We start from the raw sequence: 16,612 nt of genomic DNA on the forward strand, positions 1-16,612 counted from the left end.
GGGCGATCCCCGATGGTCTCCGTGCACCCGACGGGCCACGATGGTTCCATGAGCAACTTGGCCGTCTCCGAACAGCTACAGCAGATGTGGCGTACGCGCCCGTATCGGTTGCCACAGCGTGGCCATGTCGCGGGTGTCGCCGCCGGCATCGGCTACCGCTACGGCGTCGATCCCGTCCTCGTTCGCGTCGCGCTCGTCGTCGGCACCATCTTCGGCGGAGCAGGCATCGTCCTGTACCTCGCCGCCTGGCTGCTCTTCAGCAAGGCAGGAGATGCAGCCTCTCCCGCCGAGTCGCTGATGGGCAGAGGCACCAGCTCGGAATCCAACACCAAGATCGTGGTCCTGATCGTGGCGCTGATCATCGCGGTGTCCACCCTGGGTCCCGTCGGTGTCGGATTGGGCGGATCCGGCGCCATCAGCATGGTCGCGCTTCTCGCCGGACTGTGGCTACTGCACCAGAGGCAGCCGCAACCACCCGAGTTCCTGCCCGGCGGTGCACAGGTCTACGCGCAACAGGATTTCCCGATCTCGTTCAACACGCCGTACACCCCGGCGCCGTGGGCAGGTGCCAACTACCGCCCGCCCAACTATCGACCCGCGGGCTACACACCTCCCGCGTACTCGCCGTACACGACACTGCCCACGACGTACGTTCCGTCCACACCCCCACCCACCGACCGGTCGACGGGTTCCGAGGTGAACCTGAACAAATACGAGTCCGCGGCGCCGGCCCAGCCGACGACGGACACGACCACCGGCCCGACACCACCGTCGTGGGATCCGTTGGGCGTCGCCCCCTTCGCCTGGGACCTACCCGAACCGACGACTGTTCACCTTCCGGCGTCGACCACTCCGAAGAAGCGGCGCTCACGGTGGACGTCGAGTTTCATCGGGTTGGCACTGCTCGCCGCAGCCGTCACCGGCGGCATCGCGGCGGCAACGGGGTCGGAGTGGCTCTCCCCCGCACGCATCGGGGCCGTAGCTCTCGGTGTCCTCGCCGTCGGACTGATCCTCGGCGCATTCCTACGCAAGGGGTACGGCCTGCTGGTCGTCGCATTCCCTGTACTCGGTTTCGTGATCCTCGCATCCATCGTGGGACCGGTGAACTTCGACGGCGCAACCAGCGGGTCGGTCGATGCACGGCCGACGACGGTCGCGCAACTCCAACCGTCGTACAGCATCGCCGGCGGTGACCTCCAACTCGACTTGCGCGGCCTCGCCCTCACCGACAACCGAACTGTCGCAATCGATGTCACCGGAGGAAACGCGACCATCTGGGTACCGTCGACGATGACAATCGACCCGACCTGCGTGGCAGTCATGGGATCGGCTGCCTGCGGATCCGGTGGCCTGCAGCGCGGCACCGACGCAGCCGAGGACGCCCCTGTTCTCACCATCGACGGAGATGTCCGTCTCGGAAACTTGGAGATCATCCATGAATAGCAGCGAGTACGGAGACAGTGACACCGACACGGCCGAAGAACGAAACGCGCGCACCCGACCCTCGGCGTTGCTGTTTCTCTCCGGACTCGTGGCCCTGCTGGTCAGCGTCAGCGCTCTGATCGGGCCCTCGGCCCTCGAGTCCCTCGGCAACGTTCAGTTCCGCTGGGTCTTCGTCGTCGCGGCGATCGTCGTCGGACTGGCCCTTCTCCTCGCCCCAGGCCGGGGCGGGAAGAAGAACTAGAGAATTCTCACTCCCACTCGATGGTGCCCGGCGGCTTGCTCGTCACGTCGAGAACGACTCGGTTGACCTCCGGAACCTCGTTGGTCACCCGGGTCGAAATGGTTTCCAACACCTCGTACGGCAACCTCGTCCAGTCCGCCGTCATCGCATCCTCGCTCGATACCGGGCGCAAGACGATGGGATGGCCGTACGTCCGGCCGTCACCCTGAACGCCGACGCTGCGCACATCCGCGAGCAGGACCACGGGGCACTGCCAGATCTGCTGATCCAAGCCCGCCGCGGTCAGTTCCTCACGGACGATCGAATCGGCCTGGCGCAACGTGGCCAATCGGTCTCGCGTGATCTCGCCGACGATGCGAATGGCCAGACCGGGCCCGGGGAAGGGCTGGCGGCCGACGATTTCCTCGGGAAGACCCAACTCGCGGCCCACTGCCCGGACCTCGTCCTTGAACAAGGTACGAAGAGGCTCGACGAGGTCGAACTGCAGATCGTCCGGCAGACCGCCGACGTTGTGGTGGCTCTTGATGTTGGCGGTGCCGGATCCCCCACCGGACTCGACCACGTCCGGGTACAGCGTGCCCTGCACCAAGAACTGAACCTCCGCACCCTGAGCAGCGTTGTCACCCAACACCTCAGCGACAGCACCCTCGAAGCTACGAATGAATTCGCGGCCGATGATCTTGCGCTTCTCCTCGGGATCGGAGACGCCGTCGAGGGCACCGAGGAACGTGTCGACCGCATCGACGGTGACCAGCTTGGCGCCGGTCGACGCGACGAAGTCCTGCTGGACCTGCTCCCGCTCGCCCTCTCGCAGCAGACCGTGGTCGACGAACACACACGTCAGACGGTCACCGATCGCACGCTGCACCAAGGTTGCCGCAACCGCGGAATCCACACCCCCGGACAGTCCGCAGATGGCGTGACCGTCCGGCCCGACCTGCTCCTGGATCTGCTCGATCAATGCGTCGGCGATGTTGGCCGCCGTCCACTCCGCCTTGATTCCGGCTGTCTCGTGCAGGAACCGACCGAGGACCTGCTGACCGTGCGGCGAATGCAGCACCTCGGGGTGGTACTGGACACCGGCGAGCCTGCGCTCGGCGTTCTCGAACGCAGCCACGGGAGCACCGGCGCTCGTCGCCGTGACCGTGAACCCTTCCGGAGCCTCCGTCACAGCATCACCGTGACTCATCCACACCGGCTGCGTCGCAGGAAGACCGTCGTGCAGGACACCGCCATCGACGGACAGCTGCGTCCGGCCGTACTCACGAGTCCCCGTGTGCGCGACGGTTCCGCCGAGTGCCTGCGCCATCGCCTGGAAGCCGTAGCAGATACCGAAGACCGGAAGATCGAGATCGAACACCTTCGCGTCGAGAGCAGGCGCACCCTCGGCGTACACACTCGACGGCCCGCCGGACAGAACGAGTGCAACCGGGTTCTTGGCTGCAATCTCCTCGACAGTCGCGGTATGCGAGATCACCTCGGAATACACGTTCGCCTCACGCACACGACGCGCGATGAGCTGGGCGTACTGGGCACCGAAGTCGACTACGAGAACGGGCCGAGGCAGGGCGGGATCAGGCTGCTGCGATGCGGTCACCGGAACAGTCTAGTGGCGCGCGACAGGCTGGTTCCACGCAGCATCTTCTTACGCGGCACCGGTGGTGGCGGGTTTCGGAGAGCGGATCTCGACGATGGGCAGACGCAACGCTGCGGGCGCGGACACCGGCACCACCGGAGCGTTGGGAGCGATCGGCTCGATCCGTTCGTAAGCGAGACCCTGGCGCGGCCGTAGATCCTGCTCACCCTTGTTGGGCCACAGCGCCGCTGCACGCTCCGCCTGAGCACTGATGGTCAGCGACGGATTCACGCCGAGGTTGGCCGACACGGACGACCCGTCGACGACGAACATCGTCGGGTACCCGTGGACGCGGTGATACGGGTCGATGACGCCGTGCTCGGCGTCGGACGCGATGGCGCAGCCACCGAGGAAGTGAGCGGTCAACGGAATGTTGAACAGCTCACCCCATGTGCCGCCCGCGACGCCCCCGATCTTCTTCGCTATACGCCGCGTCGCGTCGTTGCCCTCAGGGATCCACGTCGGGTTCGGTTCGCCGTGTCCCTGCTTGCTGGACACCTTGCGACCGAACAGCCCACGCTTGGTGAAGGTGGTGATCGAGTTGTCGAGGTTCTGCATCACGAGCGCGATGATCGTGCGCTCGCTCCAGTTCTTGGTGTTCACCACCCTCAGGAAGTCGAGCGGATGAGCCAGCAGCGCGAAAACGAACTTGAGCCATCGCGGAATGCGCCCACCCCCGTCGGTCATCAGCGTCTGCAACAGGCCCATCGCGTTGGAACCCTTGCCGTAGCGGCACGGTTCGATGTGGGTGTTCGACGACGGGTGGAACGACGACGTGATCGCCACTCCCCTGGTCAGATCCATCTCCGGGTCGACCTTCAACTTGGCGGCACCGACGATGGATTCGGAGTTGGTACGCGTCAATTCACCGAGCTTGTCGGACAGACGCGGCAGTGCCCCGGTGTCCTTCATCTTGTGCAGCAAATTCTGCGTACCCCACGTGCCCGCGGCCAGGACGACGTGCGACGCGGTGTAGGTCTTGGGGTGCTTGCGAACCCACGCGCCGGTTCGCTCGGTGGCGACGTCCCACGTGCCGTCGGGCAGAGCACGAAGACCTGTCACCGTCGTCATCGGGACGATCTCGGCTCCGGCGCGCTCGGCAAGGGCGAGGTAGTTCTTCAGCAGTGTGTTCTTGGCGCCGTGGCGACACCCGGTCATGCACTCACCACACTCGATGCACCCGGTGCGCTCGGGACCGACGCCGCCGAAGTACGGGTCGCCGACCTTCTTGCCCGGCTCGTCGCCGAAGAACACGCCGACCGGAGTCTGAATGAACGTGTCCCCGACGCCCATGTCCTCGGCGACGGACTTCATGACCTCGTCGGCGGGTGTCATGTGCGGGTTACGCACGACACCGAGCATGCGCGTCGCCTGGTCGTAGAACGGACCGAGCTCGCTGCTCCAGTCGGTGATGTGCGCCCACTGCTTGTCCTTGAAGAACGGCTCCGGCGGCTGGTACAGAGTGTTCGCGTAGTTCAGCGAACCGCCGCCCACCCCTGCACCGGCCAGAATGAGGCAGTCACGCAGCAGGTGAACACGCTGGATGCCGTAGCACCCGAGCTTGGGCGCCCACAGGAACCGCTTCAGGTCCCAGCTGGTCTTGGCGAAATCCTTGTCCTCGTAGCGCCGTCCGGCCTCGAGGATGCCTACCTTGTAGCCCTTCTCGACCAAGCGCAGCGCCGTGACGCTTCCGCCGAAACCGGACCCGACGATCAGAACGTCGTAGTCGGTCGTGCGAGCCTGTGTCCCAGCTGTCCGTGTCTCCACTGTTGACCTCCGCGCCTCGTGCGTTACTCAGCCAGCTCCGCCGCACCGCGCACCACCTCGATGTGACTGCGACCACACTCTAGATGACAGCAGCGGCGAACTGACAACAACCCTGTGACAGTTGACACAAGCCACTGTAGCTGTAACTCCAAGTATCACCAACTGAGGTAAGGCTCACTCCGCGCTGCCCCAGGTGACCGAACGTCACGTTCGCTCACTCTCGGCCCCCGAACGCGCGGCTTTCAGCCCACGCGCGCACTGCAACCCGCGCACTCGCTGCAACCCGCGCTCCCGGGCCCCCAGGTGACCGAACGTCACGTTCGCTCCCACCCGGCACCCGAGTTCCCCAGCAAACGACGAAGCGCGCACCCCGATTCGGGGTGCGCGCTGTCGAACGTGGGACAGAGAGGGTCAGGCTCGGACGTTCAGGCCGACTTTCTGGAATTCCTTGAGATCCGAGTAACCCGACTTCGCCATGGACCGGCGCAGACCTCCGACGAGGTTGATCGAACCGTAGGGCTCGCTCGACGGACCGTGCAGGACCTGGTCGAGGCTCGGGCGCTCACCGGCTGCGACGGGCAGGAGTGCGCCTCGCGGCATCGACGGGTGCGCTGCCGCGGAGGGCCAGTACCAACCGCCACCGGGCGCCTCTGCTGCCGCCGCGAGAGGAGCACCGAGCACGGCGGCGTCCGCACCGCACGCGATTGCCTTGGCCAGGCCGCCCGACGTGGTGATGTCGCCGTCGGCGATGACGTGAACATAGCGGCCGCCGGTCTCGTCGAGGTAGTCCCGACGAGCTGCCGCAGCGTCCGCGATGGCCGTTGCCATGGGTACACCGATGCCGAGAACTTCACCGGTGGTGGTGCCTCCCTCGACCGACCCGTAGCCGACGATGACTCCGGCAGCGCCGGTGCGCATCAGGTGCAGCGCGGTGCGGTGATCGCTGACGCCACCGGCGATGACCGGTACGTCGAGCTCGGCGATGAACGTCTTGAGGTTGAGCGGCTCCTCGTCGCCGTGCGCCACGTGCTCCGCGGAGATGATGGTGCCCTGGATGACGAGCAGATCGATACCGGCTGCGACCAGCGCAGGCGTCAGGTTCTTGGCGCTCTGCGGGCTGACGCGGACCGCGACGGTGACACCGGCTGCGCGGACCTGCGCGACGGCGGCAGCGAGGAGGTCCGGTTGCAGCGGTGCTGCGTGCAGCTTCTGCAGGAATGCGACGGGAGCGTCGGCGTCGAAGTCGTTCTCGGCGATCGCGACCAGCTCGTCGAGCTTGGCCTGGACGTCCGTGTGGCGAGCCCACAACCCCTCGCCGTTGATGACGCCGAGGCCACCCTGCTTGCCGAGCTCGATCGCGAATTCCGGCGACACCAACGCGTCGGTCGGATGAGCCAGGACCGGAATGTCGAATCGGTAGGCGTCGAGCTGCCAGGCCGTGGACACCTCCTTCGACGACCGAGTACGGCGCGAGGGCACGATGTCGATGTCGTCGAGCTGGTAGGTGCGACGGGCTTCTCTGCCCATGCCGATTTCAACGAGGTCGCGCACGCGCGCCCCTTTCCCTAGGAGTTCGTCTTGAGTTCAGGCCGATGCGAGCGAAGTCAGCGCACGGTGTAGTTGGGAGCTTCCGCGGTCATCGTGATGTCGTGCGGGTGGCTTTCCTTCAGTCCGGCAGCGGTGATCTGCACGAACTGCGCCTCCTGCAGTTCCTCGATGGAGTTGGACCCGGTGTATCCCATCGCGGCACGGAGACCACCGGTCAGCTGATGGATGACCTGGGACAGCGGTCCGCGGTACGGGACCCGGCCTTCGATGCCTTCGGGGACGAGCTTGTCCTCGGCGAGGACGTCGTCCTGGAAGTAACGGTCCTTGGAGAACGACTTGGCCGCTCCGCGTCCCTGCATCGCCCCGAGCGAACCCATGCCGCGGTAGCTCTTGAACTGCTTGCCACCGACGAGAATCAACTCGCCCGGCGACTCGGCCGTACCTGCCAGCAACGAGCCGAGCATGGCCGTCGACGCGCCCGCAGCCAACGCCTTGGCGATGTCGCCGGAGAACTGGAGACCACCGTCGGCGATGACCGGAACACCGTGCGCCTTGCACGCGGCGACCGCCTCGAGGATCGCGGTGATCTGCGGGGCGCCGACGCCTGCGACGACGCGGGTGGTGCAGATCGAGCCGGGACCGACGCCGACCTTGACCGCGTCCGCGCCTGCCTCGACGAGTGCCAATGCGCCCGCGCGGGTCGCGATGTTGCCGCCGACGACCTGGACGCGTTCTCCTACTTCGGCTTTCAGCTTGCTGACCATCTCGAGCACCGACGAGTTGTGCCCGTGCGCGGTGTCGACGATGAGCACGTCGACACCGGCGTCGGTGAGCGCCATGGAACGCGACCACGCGTCCTGCCCGACACCCACTGCCGCTCCGACCAGCAGGCGCCCGTCGCGGTCCTTGGTGGCGAGGGGGTGCTGCTCGGTCTTGACGAAGTCCTTGACCGTGATCAGTCCGGTGAGAGCGCCCTGTCCGTCGACGATGGGGAGTTTCTCGATCTTGTGCCGACGGAGAAGACCGAGAGCTGCCTCGGCGGTGACGCCCTCGCGCGCGGTGATGAGCGGTGCCTTGGTCATCACGTCGGCGACGCGGCGGTTCTGGTCGACCTCGAAACGCATGTCACGGTTGGTGATGATGCCGACGAGGGCACCGGTCTCGTCGGTCACCGGCAGACCCGAGATGCGGAACCGTGCGCACATCGCGTCGACCTCGGCGAGTGTGTCGGTGGGCTTGCAGGTGACCGGGTCGGTGACCATGCCCGCCTCGGACCGCTTGACGGTTTCCACCTGGGACGCCTGATCCTGCAGTGACAGGTTGCGATGCAGGACGCCCATGCCACCCGCGCGGGCCATGGCGATGGCCATGCGCGCCTCGGTGACGGTGTCCATCGCGGAACTGACCAGTGGGACGCGCAGACGGATCTCGCGGGTGAGTTGACTGGAGGTGTCCACGGCGCTGGGAATCAAGTCCGACGCAGCGGGCAACAGCAGAACATCGTCGAAGGTCAAACCGAGCATGGCGACCTTGTTGGGGTCGTCGCCACCGGTACGGACGTGGGCTCCGGAACTACTCATGCGGATCTGGCCCTCCCTAGAGCCTGTGTGCCCTTCTCGCAGCGCGCGGGCGGTGCACCGGAGAAGACGGCGTGTTCGAAAGCGGATGGAGACAGTGCGGACGAAAAAACATGGACGCGTACGCTCGCTCAGCGCCTGCACACATGGTATCGGCTCCGCCGTTCGCTCGTGAACGCGCACCGGACGGCGTCGTTCGAGCAGGTCGACCGCACCCCGACTGCGGCCGATCGGCCGCCCGGTGGACCTCGTCGCGCGTCGACACGAAGCGTGAACGGCTGGCGCAGACCCACCAGTCCTGCGTACCGTGGAGGCGTGCGCGATCAACTGCCTCCAGGTTTACCGCCGGATCCCTTCGCCGGTGACCCCGCCGACCCCTCGGCCGCCCTCGATGCAATCGAGCCCGGCCAGCCTCTGGACCCCCAGGAGCGGCTCGCCGTCGAGGAAGACCTCGCCGATCTCGCGGTGTACGAGGCACTCCTCGGACACCGCGGTATTCGCGGACTCGTGGTGTGCTGCGAGGACTGCCAGCAGGATCACTACCACGACTGGGACATGTTGCGAGCCAACCTTCTCCAGCTCCTGGTCGACGGGACCGTTCGTCCCCACGAGCCTGCGTACGACCCCGTTCCCGATGCGTACGTCACATGGGACTACTGCCGCGGATACGCGGACGCGTCCATGAACGACGCTCTGCACGGCGACGGTTTCGAGAACTAGTCACCCGATCATACGACTGATGCCCTACACGATTTTCGTGTAGGGCATCAGTCGTATGCGGTGCAGGGCCGGAGGGCGATCAGCCTCCGTTGGTGTCCAGCGTGTCGATCCGGGGAGCAGATGTACCGTCACTCGAACCGCTGGCCGTAGCCGTCGTCTCACCGGTCTGATTCAGAATCGTCGGCCCGGGAGGCGTCGTGGTGACTGCGGGCGGCTCGGTCGTCGGGAGAACCGGATCGCTGGTCGAAGGAACCTGCGACGGGTCGACCGTGCCGGAGACCGGCGGAGGCAGCGGATCCGTGGTGACCGGAACCGAGCCCAACTCGGGTGCACTCTGAACGGGCGCAGGCAACGTCGGATCGACCGGTAGGGGCAACTGCGGAGGAATCGTCGGGATGATCGTCTGGAGTTGCTCGATCAACCGCTGCAGCCAGATCTCCAGATCCGTGCGCTGCGCGTCGTCGGTGACCGCGCCGGCCGCACCCGACGCACCGTCGAGCAGAGCCTGTGCACCTTCGACGTCGCCTGCTGCGATCAGCTGTTCTGCCTGCTCGAGCTTCGACGTCGTGTCGATCTGCGCGACGGTCGAATCTGCTTGCTGCGAGAACACCACGGACTTGACGCTCCACAGCGCGTCGCCCGGTGAGGAGTTGTAGGAGAAGACGACCAAGCCGCCCATCACCAGCGCGATCGCCGCTGCGGCGCCCGCTACCGGGCGGAGCAGACGCTGACGTCCGCGGCTCGACGCCTTGCGGCGTAGCCCTGTCGCGGCAATCTCCTGATCGACGGCTGCCGCCACTTCGTCGAGGTCGGGACCTGCGGGGAGCGCGGGGTGGACGATTTCTGCACGCCAGTTGGCGAGGAGCAGAGCGAGCTGGTACTCGTCCGCGTCGTCCGTCGCGATCGGTCCGTCGCCACGGATTGCCTCGATGAATTCCTCGTCTCGGCGTACCGCTGCGATGTCCACCGGACTCGAACCCACGAGGGTGCTGTCGAGAGAATCCTCGGATGGCGTGGAACCATCCGGGCGGCCGATACGGGGAATGCCATCACGGCCGTTGTTCCTAGCCATACATTTCACCCGCTTTCACAACTTCGTTCTTCAGTTTCGCGATGGCTCGGTGTTGAGCCACGCGGATGGCACCTGCGGTACTACCCACTGCCGCTGCCGTTTCCTCGGCCGACAATCCGACGACGAGTCGGAGCACCAGAATCTCTCGGTGCTTGGCGGGCAAGGTGTCCAGCAGGGCGGTCATCTGTCTACTCGACTCGGAGTCCAGAGCTCGCTGCTCCGGTCCGTGTTCCGTCGACACGACATCTGGTACTTCGGCGGCCGGGTCCGATTTGTTACGGGAGGCGCTTCGATGTGCGTCGGCGACCTTGTGGGCGGCAATGCCGTACACGAAGGCCATGAACGGTCGGCCCTGGTCCTGATAACGCGGCAGGGCGGTCATGACTGCCAAGCAGACCTCCTGAGCCACGTCGTCCGCCGAGAGCTGACCACGCTCGGCGGAGCCCACACGTGCGCGGCAGTACCGCACCACGAGCGGACGGATGATTTCCAGAACTCGGGAGAGTGCGGCTCGCTCGCCCTGCGCTGCGGCAGCGACGAAGGAGTCCAACTCCTCACCCGTGTTGTTCATCGCTCAAGGATTCCCCGCGTTACAGTGACGCCGCCGCATCTCGACAGCGCTTCCACCCGAAGTGGAACCTAGTAAGGATAGCGACCTTCACCCCACTCGATCGAACCACTCGGTCCGTGACTTCACACGGCCGTGAACCGACCACCGCGCCGAGCCAGCTCCGCCTCGCACTCCCGCGCGACCGACTGCGCGGCCGCTCCTCCCCCGACGCCGCTCCACAACATCGCTGCCGCCCAGCGCAACGGTAGGAGTCCGTGCACCTCGCAGGCATCGAGTACACGCTGGGCGCCGTCACCACTTCGTGACAGATCTCCCACGGAGCTGTAGGCGGCAGCCAGCACGAGGTCGGTCTTGACGATGTGGCGTAACGAATCGATCTCGTCGGCACGCCCGCGCGCGTCGAGCGCATGCCGGACCGCGTCGGGCCCTTTTCCCGAGAACATCGCGAGTTCCGCGCGGACCCACCCGAGCCTCAGATGTTGACGCCACAGAACGTCCTCGCGCCCATCTCGCGCCACGATGTGCTCGCATCGAGTCAGCAGCGCGTCCGCGGTGCCGAATCTGCCTACGCCGAGGGCGTCCGCGGCAAGGCCGACGAGAGCATCCGCTCGCGCACGAACGACAGCAGCCTCATTGCCGTCCTCACCCGACGGAGAACTGCGCTCGTCGAGCCCGACCGCAGCGATCGCCGTCCCGTCCACCCGCGCCGCTGCACTGTGCACTCCCCTCTGCCGTATCCATGATGCGCGAGTCGAATACATCTGCGACCGCAGAGACGGTGGAACAGGGCCCGACAGCGCAGCCGCATCGAGCTCGGCCGACGCGGCGAGGTACCTGCCTTGCCCACCGAGTGCGACGGCGCGGTCCCACCGCTCGCGGACGGTCGATGCAGCGGGCAGTGGCCACATACCGGGTTCGGTGCCCCAGGCAGCGCGATGAAGCCGATCGTCCATCGTGTCGACGTTACGACCCGGAGCGGCCCCTGCGACCGTGAGGCTCGGCATTCCTCTCGGTTCACCGTCGAATGGATGGATACTCCTGGCCGCTTCGTGCCCATCGCCGAATATCGTCGAATCCGTCGCGCGACATTCTCGTTTGTTTCACGGAATTAACATGCGCTCCCGGGATGCATTTGATGAGCGCTTTCTGACGAGAATGTAGCCGTAAGGTTAATCGCGGGATTCACTACCCGGGGACCAGTGTTGCTCGCGACCTGATCGAGTCGTTCGAATCCGGCAGACGAATTCCGCGATCCTTCTTCCGACACGACCACGAACCTGCAGGCCAGTGCCCTTTGCTTTCGATCGTGACCGAAGTCCGTCAGACCGCTGTTCATGCTGCGATCGAGAACTCCTCAACGAATCGACCCATGAAGTTGTGTCGAAGTAAATGTCGCCCGCGTTAATTTCTCGAGATACGACTATGCACCTCGCCACGGCGATGGCCTATTGACTCGATTTCATCGCCACGAATAACGTTGGCGTTGTTCACGACAACCGCGATTGCAGTATCTCGCGGAACGAGTTCACCACAAGTTCGGCGCCGCCGCCGGACGAAACCACGAATTCGCATTTCTTCTGTCTTCCACAGGAGCGTCGCCGCATCCGTTGCGGCGAGCAGACACCCTAGGAGTTCTCATGCCGCAGCCGAATCACCTCCCTGGGCCCAATGCAGATATCTGGGATTGGCAGATGCACGGTTTGTGCCGTGGCGTCGACTCGTCGATGTTCTTCCATCCGGACGGCGAACGCGGCCGAGCACGTGCTCAGCGTGAGATGCGTGCCAAGGAGATGTGCCGAACCTGCCCGGTTCTCGCACAGTGCAGGTCCCACGCGCTCAGCGTCTCGGAACCCTATGGAATCTGGGGCGGAATGTCCGAGACCGAGCGGGAGATGTACGCACGCCACAACCGTCGACGAATCGCGGTGTAGCAGGACCACATACGAGAAGCGGGGCCTTTCCTTCGAAGGAAAGGCCCCGCTTCTCGTGCTGCGAGATACAGAGAATCAGTGACTGTGGCCGTGTCCGGCCGCAGGCTCCTCTTCCTCGGCAGGCTTCTCGACGACAGCACTCTCGGTCGTGAGAATCATCCGCGCAACGGACGCTGCGTTGACGACCGCAGAACGGGTCACCTTGACCGGATCGACGACACCGTCGGCGAGCAGGTCACCGTAGGTCAGGGTCGCGGCGTTGAAGCCGTGGCCCTTGTCGAGTGCCGCGACCTTGCTGACCACGACGGATCCGTCGATGCCCGCATTGGTGGCGATCCAGAACAGCGGCGCGTTGAGTGCAGTACGCACAACAGCGACACCGGTCGCTTCGTCACCCGTCAGACCGAGGTTGTCCGCGAGCGACAACGCAGCCTGTGTCAGTGCCGAACCGCCGCCGGGGACGATGCCCTCCTCGACAGCAGCCTTGGCTGCATTCACGGCGTCGTCGACGCGGAACTTGCGTTCCTTCAGCTCGGTCTCGGTTGCCGCGCCGACCTTGATGACGGCAACTCCGCCGGACAGCTTCGCCAGACGCTCTTCGAGCTTCTCGCGGTCCCATTCGGAATCGGTTGCTTCGATTTCACGACGCAGCTGGGCGACGCGGGTGTCGATGTCCGCCTGCGTGCCTGCACCGTCGACGATCGTCGTGTCGTCCTTGGTGACGACGACGCGGCGAGCGGTTCCGAGCAGCTCGAGGCCTGCTTCCTTCAAGCTGAGGCCGACATCGGCGGTGATGACCGTACCGGCCGTCACGACAGCCAGGTCGTCGAGGAACGCCTTGCGGCGGTCGCCGAAGAACGGTGCCTTGACTGCAACTGCCTTGATGGTCTTGCGGATCGAGTTCACGACCAGCGTGGACAGGACTTCACCCTCGGTGTCCTCGGCGATGATCAGCAGAGGCTTTCCGCTCTCGGCGACCTTCTCCAGCAGGGGAAGGAAGTCGGGAAGGGAGGTGATCTTGTCGCGGTGCAGCAGGACGTAGGCGTCCTCGAGCACTGCCTGCTGCGAGTCGACGTCGGTGACGAAGTACGGCGACAGGTAGCCCTTGTCGAAGCGGACGCCCTCGGTGACCGACAGCTCGGTGCTCAGCGTCGAGGACTCCTCGACGGTGACGACGCCGTCGGCGCCGACGCGAGTGAGTGCTTCACCCACGAGCTCGCCGATCTCCGGGTCACGCGAGGACACCGTGGCGACCTGCGCGATTGCTTCCTTGCCCTCGACGGGTGTCGCTGCCGCGAGCAGTGCCTCGGCAACCTTGTCGGCCGCCTTGGCGATACCGGAACCGAGTGCGATCGGGTTGGCGCCCGCCGCGATGTTCTTCAGGCCCCCGCGCACGAGTGCCTGCGCCAACACGGTGGCCGTGGTGGTGCCGTCGCCCGCAACGTCGTTGGTCTTGGTGGCGACGCTCTTGACGAGCTGCGCGCCGAGGTTCTCGAACGGGTCTTCGAGGTCGATCTCGCGGGCGATGGAAACGCCGTCGTTGGTGACCGTGGGGCCACCGAATGCCTTGGCGAGCACCACGTGTCGTCCGCGCGGTCCGAGCGTCACCTTGACGGCGTCGGCCAATTTGTCGACGCCACGCTCGAGGGCCCGGCGGGCTTCCTCGTTGAATTGGATTTGCTTTGCCATGTTTCGGTATTACTCCTTCGAGTCAGTGAACTCGATTGAACGCACTCCGCCCCGGGACCGAATCGAAATCGGGTTCCGGGGCGGGAAGCGTTTGCGGCCTACTTGGCGATGACAGCCAGCACGTCACGTGCCGACAGGATCAGGTACTCCTCGCCGGCGTACTTGATCTCGGTGCCGCCGTACTTGCTGTAGATGACGGTGTCGCCTTCTTTGACGTCGACCGGGATCCGGTTGCCCTTCTCGGTGACACGGCCTTCGCCGACAGCGACGACGGTGCCTTCCTGAGGCTTCTCCTTGGCTGTGTCGGGGATGACCAGACCGGAGGCGGTCGTCGTCTCGGCCTCGTTGGCCTGGACGAGGATCTTGTCCTCGAGCGGCTTGATTTTCACGCTCGCCACGTTGAGCCCTCCATTGTTATGGGGTACGCGTCCGGGGTCGGATCCCCGGACTGCTGTGTTTGTACTGCACGTTCACTGCTCTGCGCTTGTTCCCGTCGTCGCGGGTTCCGGGACTTCGCGCATCGCTGTCTAGCACTCTATACACGCGAGTGCCAGCACTCAACCCCTAAGGGTGCAAGGCCGTCGGCGAGTCGTACGCCCGCAGCGAAACCCCGTCGACCACGGCACTCACCAGCCGTTGTGAGCGGAAATGTAGGCCAGGGGAAACTTTCGTACGCACGTGTGGAGGCCTGCTGCGCCCTCGACGCAGGGGCGGTGCTGCGTTTCACATTCGCTTGGGCGCTTCTGTAACGTTAAGATAACGAGACTCCGATATGTCCACCGGACGTAAGAAGCGAACGCAGGCACAGCACGGGACCGACAGGACGGGAGGTGGACGGTGAGGACTGCCATCGGCGTATCCACCGGCACCGAGGTCGTCTGTGCCGCTTTGGTCATCGAAGAGGACAACGGTTCCCGCACGGTCGAATACCGCACCGTCTCCGCCGACAGCGAGGTCAACACCGACGTCGGCGATCTGGTCGCGTCGGCAATCGATGTCGTGCTGGCCCTCGCTCCGCCGCCCGACGGCGTCGGTGCCCACACGGGTGAGCGGGTTCGTCCCGAGGCCATCGCGGTCACCCACCGCACCGAGGACCACGCCGCATCCATCAGGTCGGCGTGCGGACGCTCCACCCATACCGTCGTACTCGTGCCCGAGACGGCCGCCGCGCATGCGTTTCTCGACGATGCGGGCTCGATCGCGCGTTACCGGACGGTGACCGTCGTCGACGTCGGCGCCACCGGGACCACCACGTCGGTCATCGACACAGCCTCCGGCGAGGTTCGCCATGCGGAACGCACGTCGCAGTTCGGCGGTGATCTCGCGGACCGTCTGGAGTGGGATCTTCTCGAACGCGGTGGAAGCGACGACGGCCGGGACGAGTTCGAGACCGCACTACGTCCACACGTGGTGAAGGTCGGACACTTCGCACGCCGAGTCGCGGCATCCGCAGGTGCCGATGCAGAGGCGGTCGTCCTCATCGGTGGAGGGGCCCGCATCCCGTCCATCCGCGCCGTTCTCGTGTCGGTGCTGGATCTTCCGGTGATCCTCCCGTCCGACCCGGACACCGTCCTCGCGCAGGGCGCGGCCCTGCTTGCGTTGCACGCCGCCCCAGGACGTTTTCCTACCGTCACCGACGGTAGAGGTTCGAGTGCGCGGTCGTTCGGCCGTTACGGCACTGCGCTCGCGGGGGCCTTGCTCGTCGGCGGAATCGTCTTGGCCTACGGAATCCAGACTCTCACTCCCAGCAACGATTCCGGCGTTTCGCCCGCGGGTTCGGCCGCAACGACGTCCGAGGACGTCGAGGCCGTGAACGTTCCCGCCGGAGACGACAACCCGATCGGCGCGCCGCCGACCGGCACCCGCGGCTCCTCGGCCGCGCCCAGCACCGGTTCTCCTCGGCCGCCGGTCGTCGACTCGACGCAGTACACGTCGGGCAGCACCACCCGACCATCGACGACGCCGTCGCTGCGTCCGGCTCCCGATCTCCCCGTCATACCGTGGCCGGCCAGCCCGCCGGAGCAGTCGACGACCCGGCCCGCGCCGCAGTCTCCGACATCACCGCCCGGCGGCGGAGTGGACTCCCCGCCGACCGACGATCCGGGCGAGACGGTGACCACCCCGCCGGTGACGACGCCGCCAGTGACAACACCTCAGCCGCCCACCTCGGCACCGGGTGGGTCCACCGAACTCAGCCCTCCTCCGTCGACTCCGGGGAGTATCCCGACCACCGATGTCAACGGAACGCCGACGACCCCGGGCTTGAGCCCTCCCACCACCGTGTGGTCGCCCCCGCCGAACGCCGGGGCTTCGGACGAGGACACTGCGCAACCGACGCCGTCGCGCGCTCCGAGCACGTCGTTGACCACACAATCGGATACGGCCGGCGGAGCGACGACGCCGACTGCGTGACCGGA

General features: G+C 65.8%; 14 protein-coding genes. 5 read left to right on the forward strand and 9 right to left on the reverse strand.

Annotation, left to right across the window (positions count from 1 at the left end; all coding sequences use genetic code 11):
- The first annotated feature begins 12 nt into the window (after positions 1-12).
- Together H292_RS0108570 and H292_RS0108575 are read left to right on the forward strand one after the other, a co-directional pair.
- Entirely contained in the window at positions 13-1,443 is a 1,431-nt protein-coding gene (locus H292_RS0108570; protein ID WP_020111132.1) for a PspC domain-containing protein, read from the forward strand.
- Positions 1,436-1,684: a hypothetical protein gene (locus tag H292_RS0108575; RefSeq protein ID WP_019663617.1), complete on the forward strand. Its 249-nt coding sequence runs from the start codon at positions 1,436-1,438 to the stop codon at positions 1,682-1,684. Before H292_RS0108570 ends, H292_RS0108575 begins: the two co-directional genes overlap by 8 nt.
- Positions 1,685-1,691: 7 nt before the next feature.
- Here the strand turns inward: H292_RS0108575 and guaA are convergent, their stop codons facing one another.
- The 4 genes from guaA to guaB all read right to left on the reverse strand — a co-directional run bounded on the left by guaA (position 1,692) and on the right by guaB (position 8,215).
- Complete coding sequence (gene guaA, locus H292_RS0108580) at positions 1,692-3,281, reverse strand: glutamine-hydrolyzing GMP synthase (protein ID WP_020111133.1); 1,590 nt, start codon at positions 3,279-3,281, stop codon at positions 1,692-1,694.
- Positions 3,282-3,329: 48 nt separating this feature from the next.
- Positions 3,330-5,087: a GMC oxidoreductase gene (locus tag H292_RS0108585; protein ID WP_019663615.1), complete on the reverse strand. Its 1,758-nt coding sequence runs from the start codon at positions 5,085-5,087 to the stop codon at positions 3,330-3,332.
- 411 nt (positions 5,088-5,498) lie between these two features.
- Positions 5,499-6,638 (reverse strand): GuaB3 family IMP dehydrogenase-related protein, encoded by a 1,140-nt coding sequence (locus H292_RS0108590; protein ID WP_019663614.1) that lies wholly within the window; start codon positions 6,636-6,638, stop codon positions 5,499-5,501.
- Positions 6,639-6,691: 53 nt separating this feature from the next.
- Positions 6,692-8,215: an IMP dehydrogenase gene (gene guaB / locus H292_RS0108595; protein WP_170945130.1), complete on the reverse strand. Its 1,524-nt coding sequence runs from the start codon at positions 8,213-8,215 to the stop codon at positions 6,692-6,694.
- Positions 8,216-8,527: 312 nt separating this feature from the next.
- Between guaB and H292_RS0108600 the strand changes: the two genes are divergently transcribed.
- Complete coding sequence (locus tag H292_RS0108600) at positions 8,528-8,932, forward strand: DUF5319 domain-containing protein (RefSeq protein ID WP_026347520.1); 405 nt, start codon at positions 8,528-8,530, stop codon at positions 8,930-8,932.
- Between the two features lie 79 nt (positions 8,933-9,011).
- On the opposite strand, the gene H292_RS0108605 is transcribed toward H292_RS0108600, so the two are convergent.
- The 3 genes from H292_RS0108605 to H292_RS0108615 all read right to left on the reverse strand — a co-directional run bounded on the left by H292_RS0108605 (position 9,012) and on the right by H292_RS0108615 (position 11,528).
- The gene (locus H292_RS0108605; protein ID WP_020111134.1) at positions 9,012-10,004 is read right to left on the reverse strand and encodes an anti-sigma-D factor RsdA; all 993 of its coding nucleotides are present in this window, start codon (positions 10,002-10,004) and stop codon (positions 9,012-9,014) included.
- Positions 9,997-10,575 (reverse strand): sigma-70 family RNA polymerase sigma factor, encoded by a 579-nt coding sequence (locus tag H292_RS0108610; RefSeq protein ID WP_019663610.1) that lies wholly within the window; start codon positions 10,573-10,575, stop codon positions 9,997-9,999. Before H292_RS0108610 ends, H292_RS0108605 begins: the two co-directional genes overlap by 8 nt.
- Positions 10,576-10,697: 122 nt before the next feature.
- Positions 10,698-11,528 (reverse strand): hypothetical protein, encoded by an 831-nt coding sequence (locus tag H292_RS0108615; RefSeq protein ID WP_026347519.1) that lies wholly within the window; start codon positions 11,526-11,528, stop codon positions 10,698-10,700.
- Between the two features lie 684 nt (positions 11,529-12,212).
- Between H292_RS0108615 and H292_RS0108620 the strand changes: the two genes are divergently transcribed.
- Entirely contained in the window at positions 12,213-12,506 is a 294-nt protein-coding gene (locus H292_RS0108620; RefSeq protein WP_026347518.1) for a WhiB family transcriptional regulator, read from the forward strand.
- Positions 12,507-12,581: 75 nt separating this feature from the next.
- Here the strand turns inward: H292_RS0108620 and groL are convergent, their stop codons facing one another.
- Together groL and groES are read right to left on the reverse strand one after the other, a co-directional pair.
- Complete coding sequence (gene groL / locus H292_RS0108625) at positions 12,582-14,195, reverse strand: chaperonin GroEL (RefSeq protein ID WP_019663607.1); 1,614 nt, start codon at positions 14,193-14,195, stop codon at positions 12,582-12,584.
- Positions 14,196-14,293: 98 nt separating this feature from the next.
- Positions 14,294-14,593 (reverse strand): co-chaperone GroES, encoded by a 300-nt coding sequence (groES, locus tag H292_RS0108630; protein ID WP_008718149.1) that lies wholly within the window; start codon positions 14,591-14,593, stop codon positions 14,294-14,296.
- A gap of 439 nt (positions 14,594-15,032) precedes the next feature.
- Here groES and H292_RS0108635 point away from each other — a divergent pair, with 439 nt between their 5' ends.
- Positions 15,033-16,607 (forward strand): Hsp70 family protein, encoded by a 1,575-nt coding sequence (locus H292_RS0108635; RefSeq protein ID WP_020111135.1) that lies wholly within the window; start codon positions 15,033-15,035, stop codon positions 16,605-16,607.
- The last annotated feature ends 5 nt before the right edge of the window (positions 16,608-16,612 follow it).

The sequence above is a fragment of the Rhodococcus sp. 114MFTsu3.1 genome, from assembly GCF_000383555.1.
Lineage (GTDB): Bacteria > Actinomycetota > Actinomycetes > Mycobacteriales > Mycobacteriaceae > Rhodococcoides > Rhodococcoides fascians_E.

What these genes read in the sequence shown, in the direction of transcription:
- H292_RS0108605 (WP_020111134.1), bottom strand. Translation starts at nt 10,004, where the DNA reads ATGGCTAGGAACAACGGCCGTGATGGCATTCCCCGTATCGGCCGCCCG.
- H292_RS0108620 (WP_026347518.1), top strand. Translation starts at nt 12,213, where the DNA reads ATGCCGCAGCCGAATCACCTCCCTGGGCCCAATGCAGATATCTGGGAT.
- groL (WP_019663607.1), bottom strand. Translation starts at nt 14,195, where the DNA reads ATGGCAAAGCAAATCCAATTCAACGAGGAAGCCCGCCGGGCCCTCGAG.
- guaB (WP_170945130.1), bottom strand. Translation starts at nt 8,215, where the DNA reads ATGAGTAGTTCCGGAGCCCACGTCCGTACCGGTGGCGACGACCCCAAC.
- H292_RS0108615 (WP_026347519.1), bottom strand. Translation starts at nt 11,528, where the DNA reads ATGGACGATCGGCTTCATCGCGCTGCCTGGGGCACCGAACCCGGTATG.
- H292_RS0108570 (WP_020111132.1), top strand. Translation starts at nt 13, where the DNA reads ATGGTCTCCGTGCACCCGACGGGCCACGATGGTTCCATGAGCAACTTG.
- H292_RS0108575 (WP_019663617.1), top strand. Translation starts at nt 1,436, where the DNA reads ATGAATAGCAGCGAGTACGGAGACAGTGACACCGACACGGCCGAAGAA.
- H292_RS0108610 (WP_019663610.1), bottom strand. Translation starts at nt 10,575, where the DNA reads ATGAACAACACGGGTGAGGAGTTGGACTCCTTCGTCGCTGCCGCAGCG.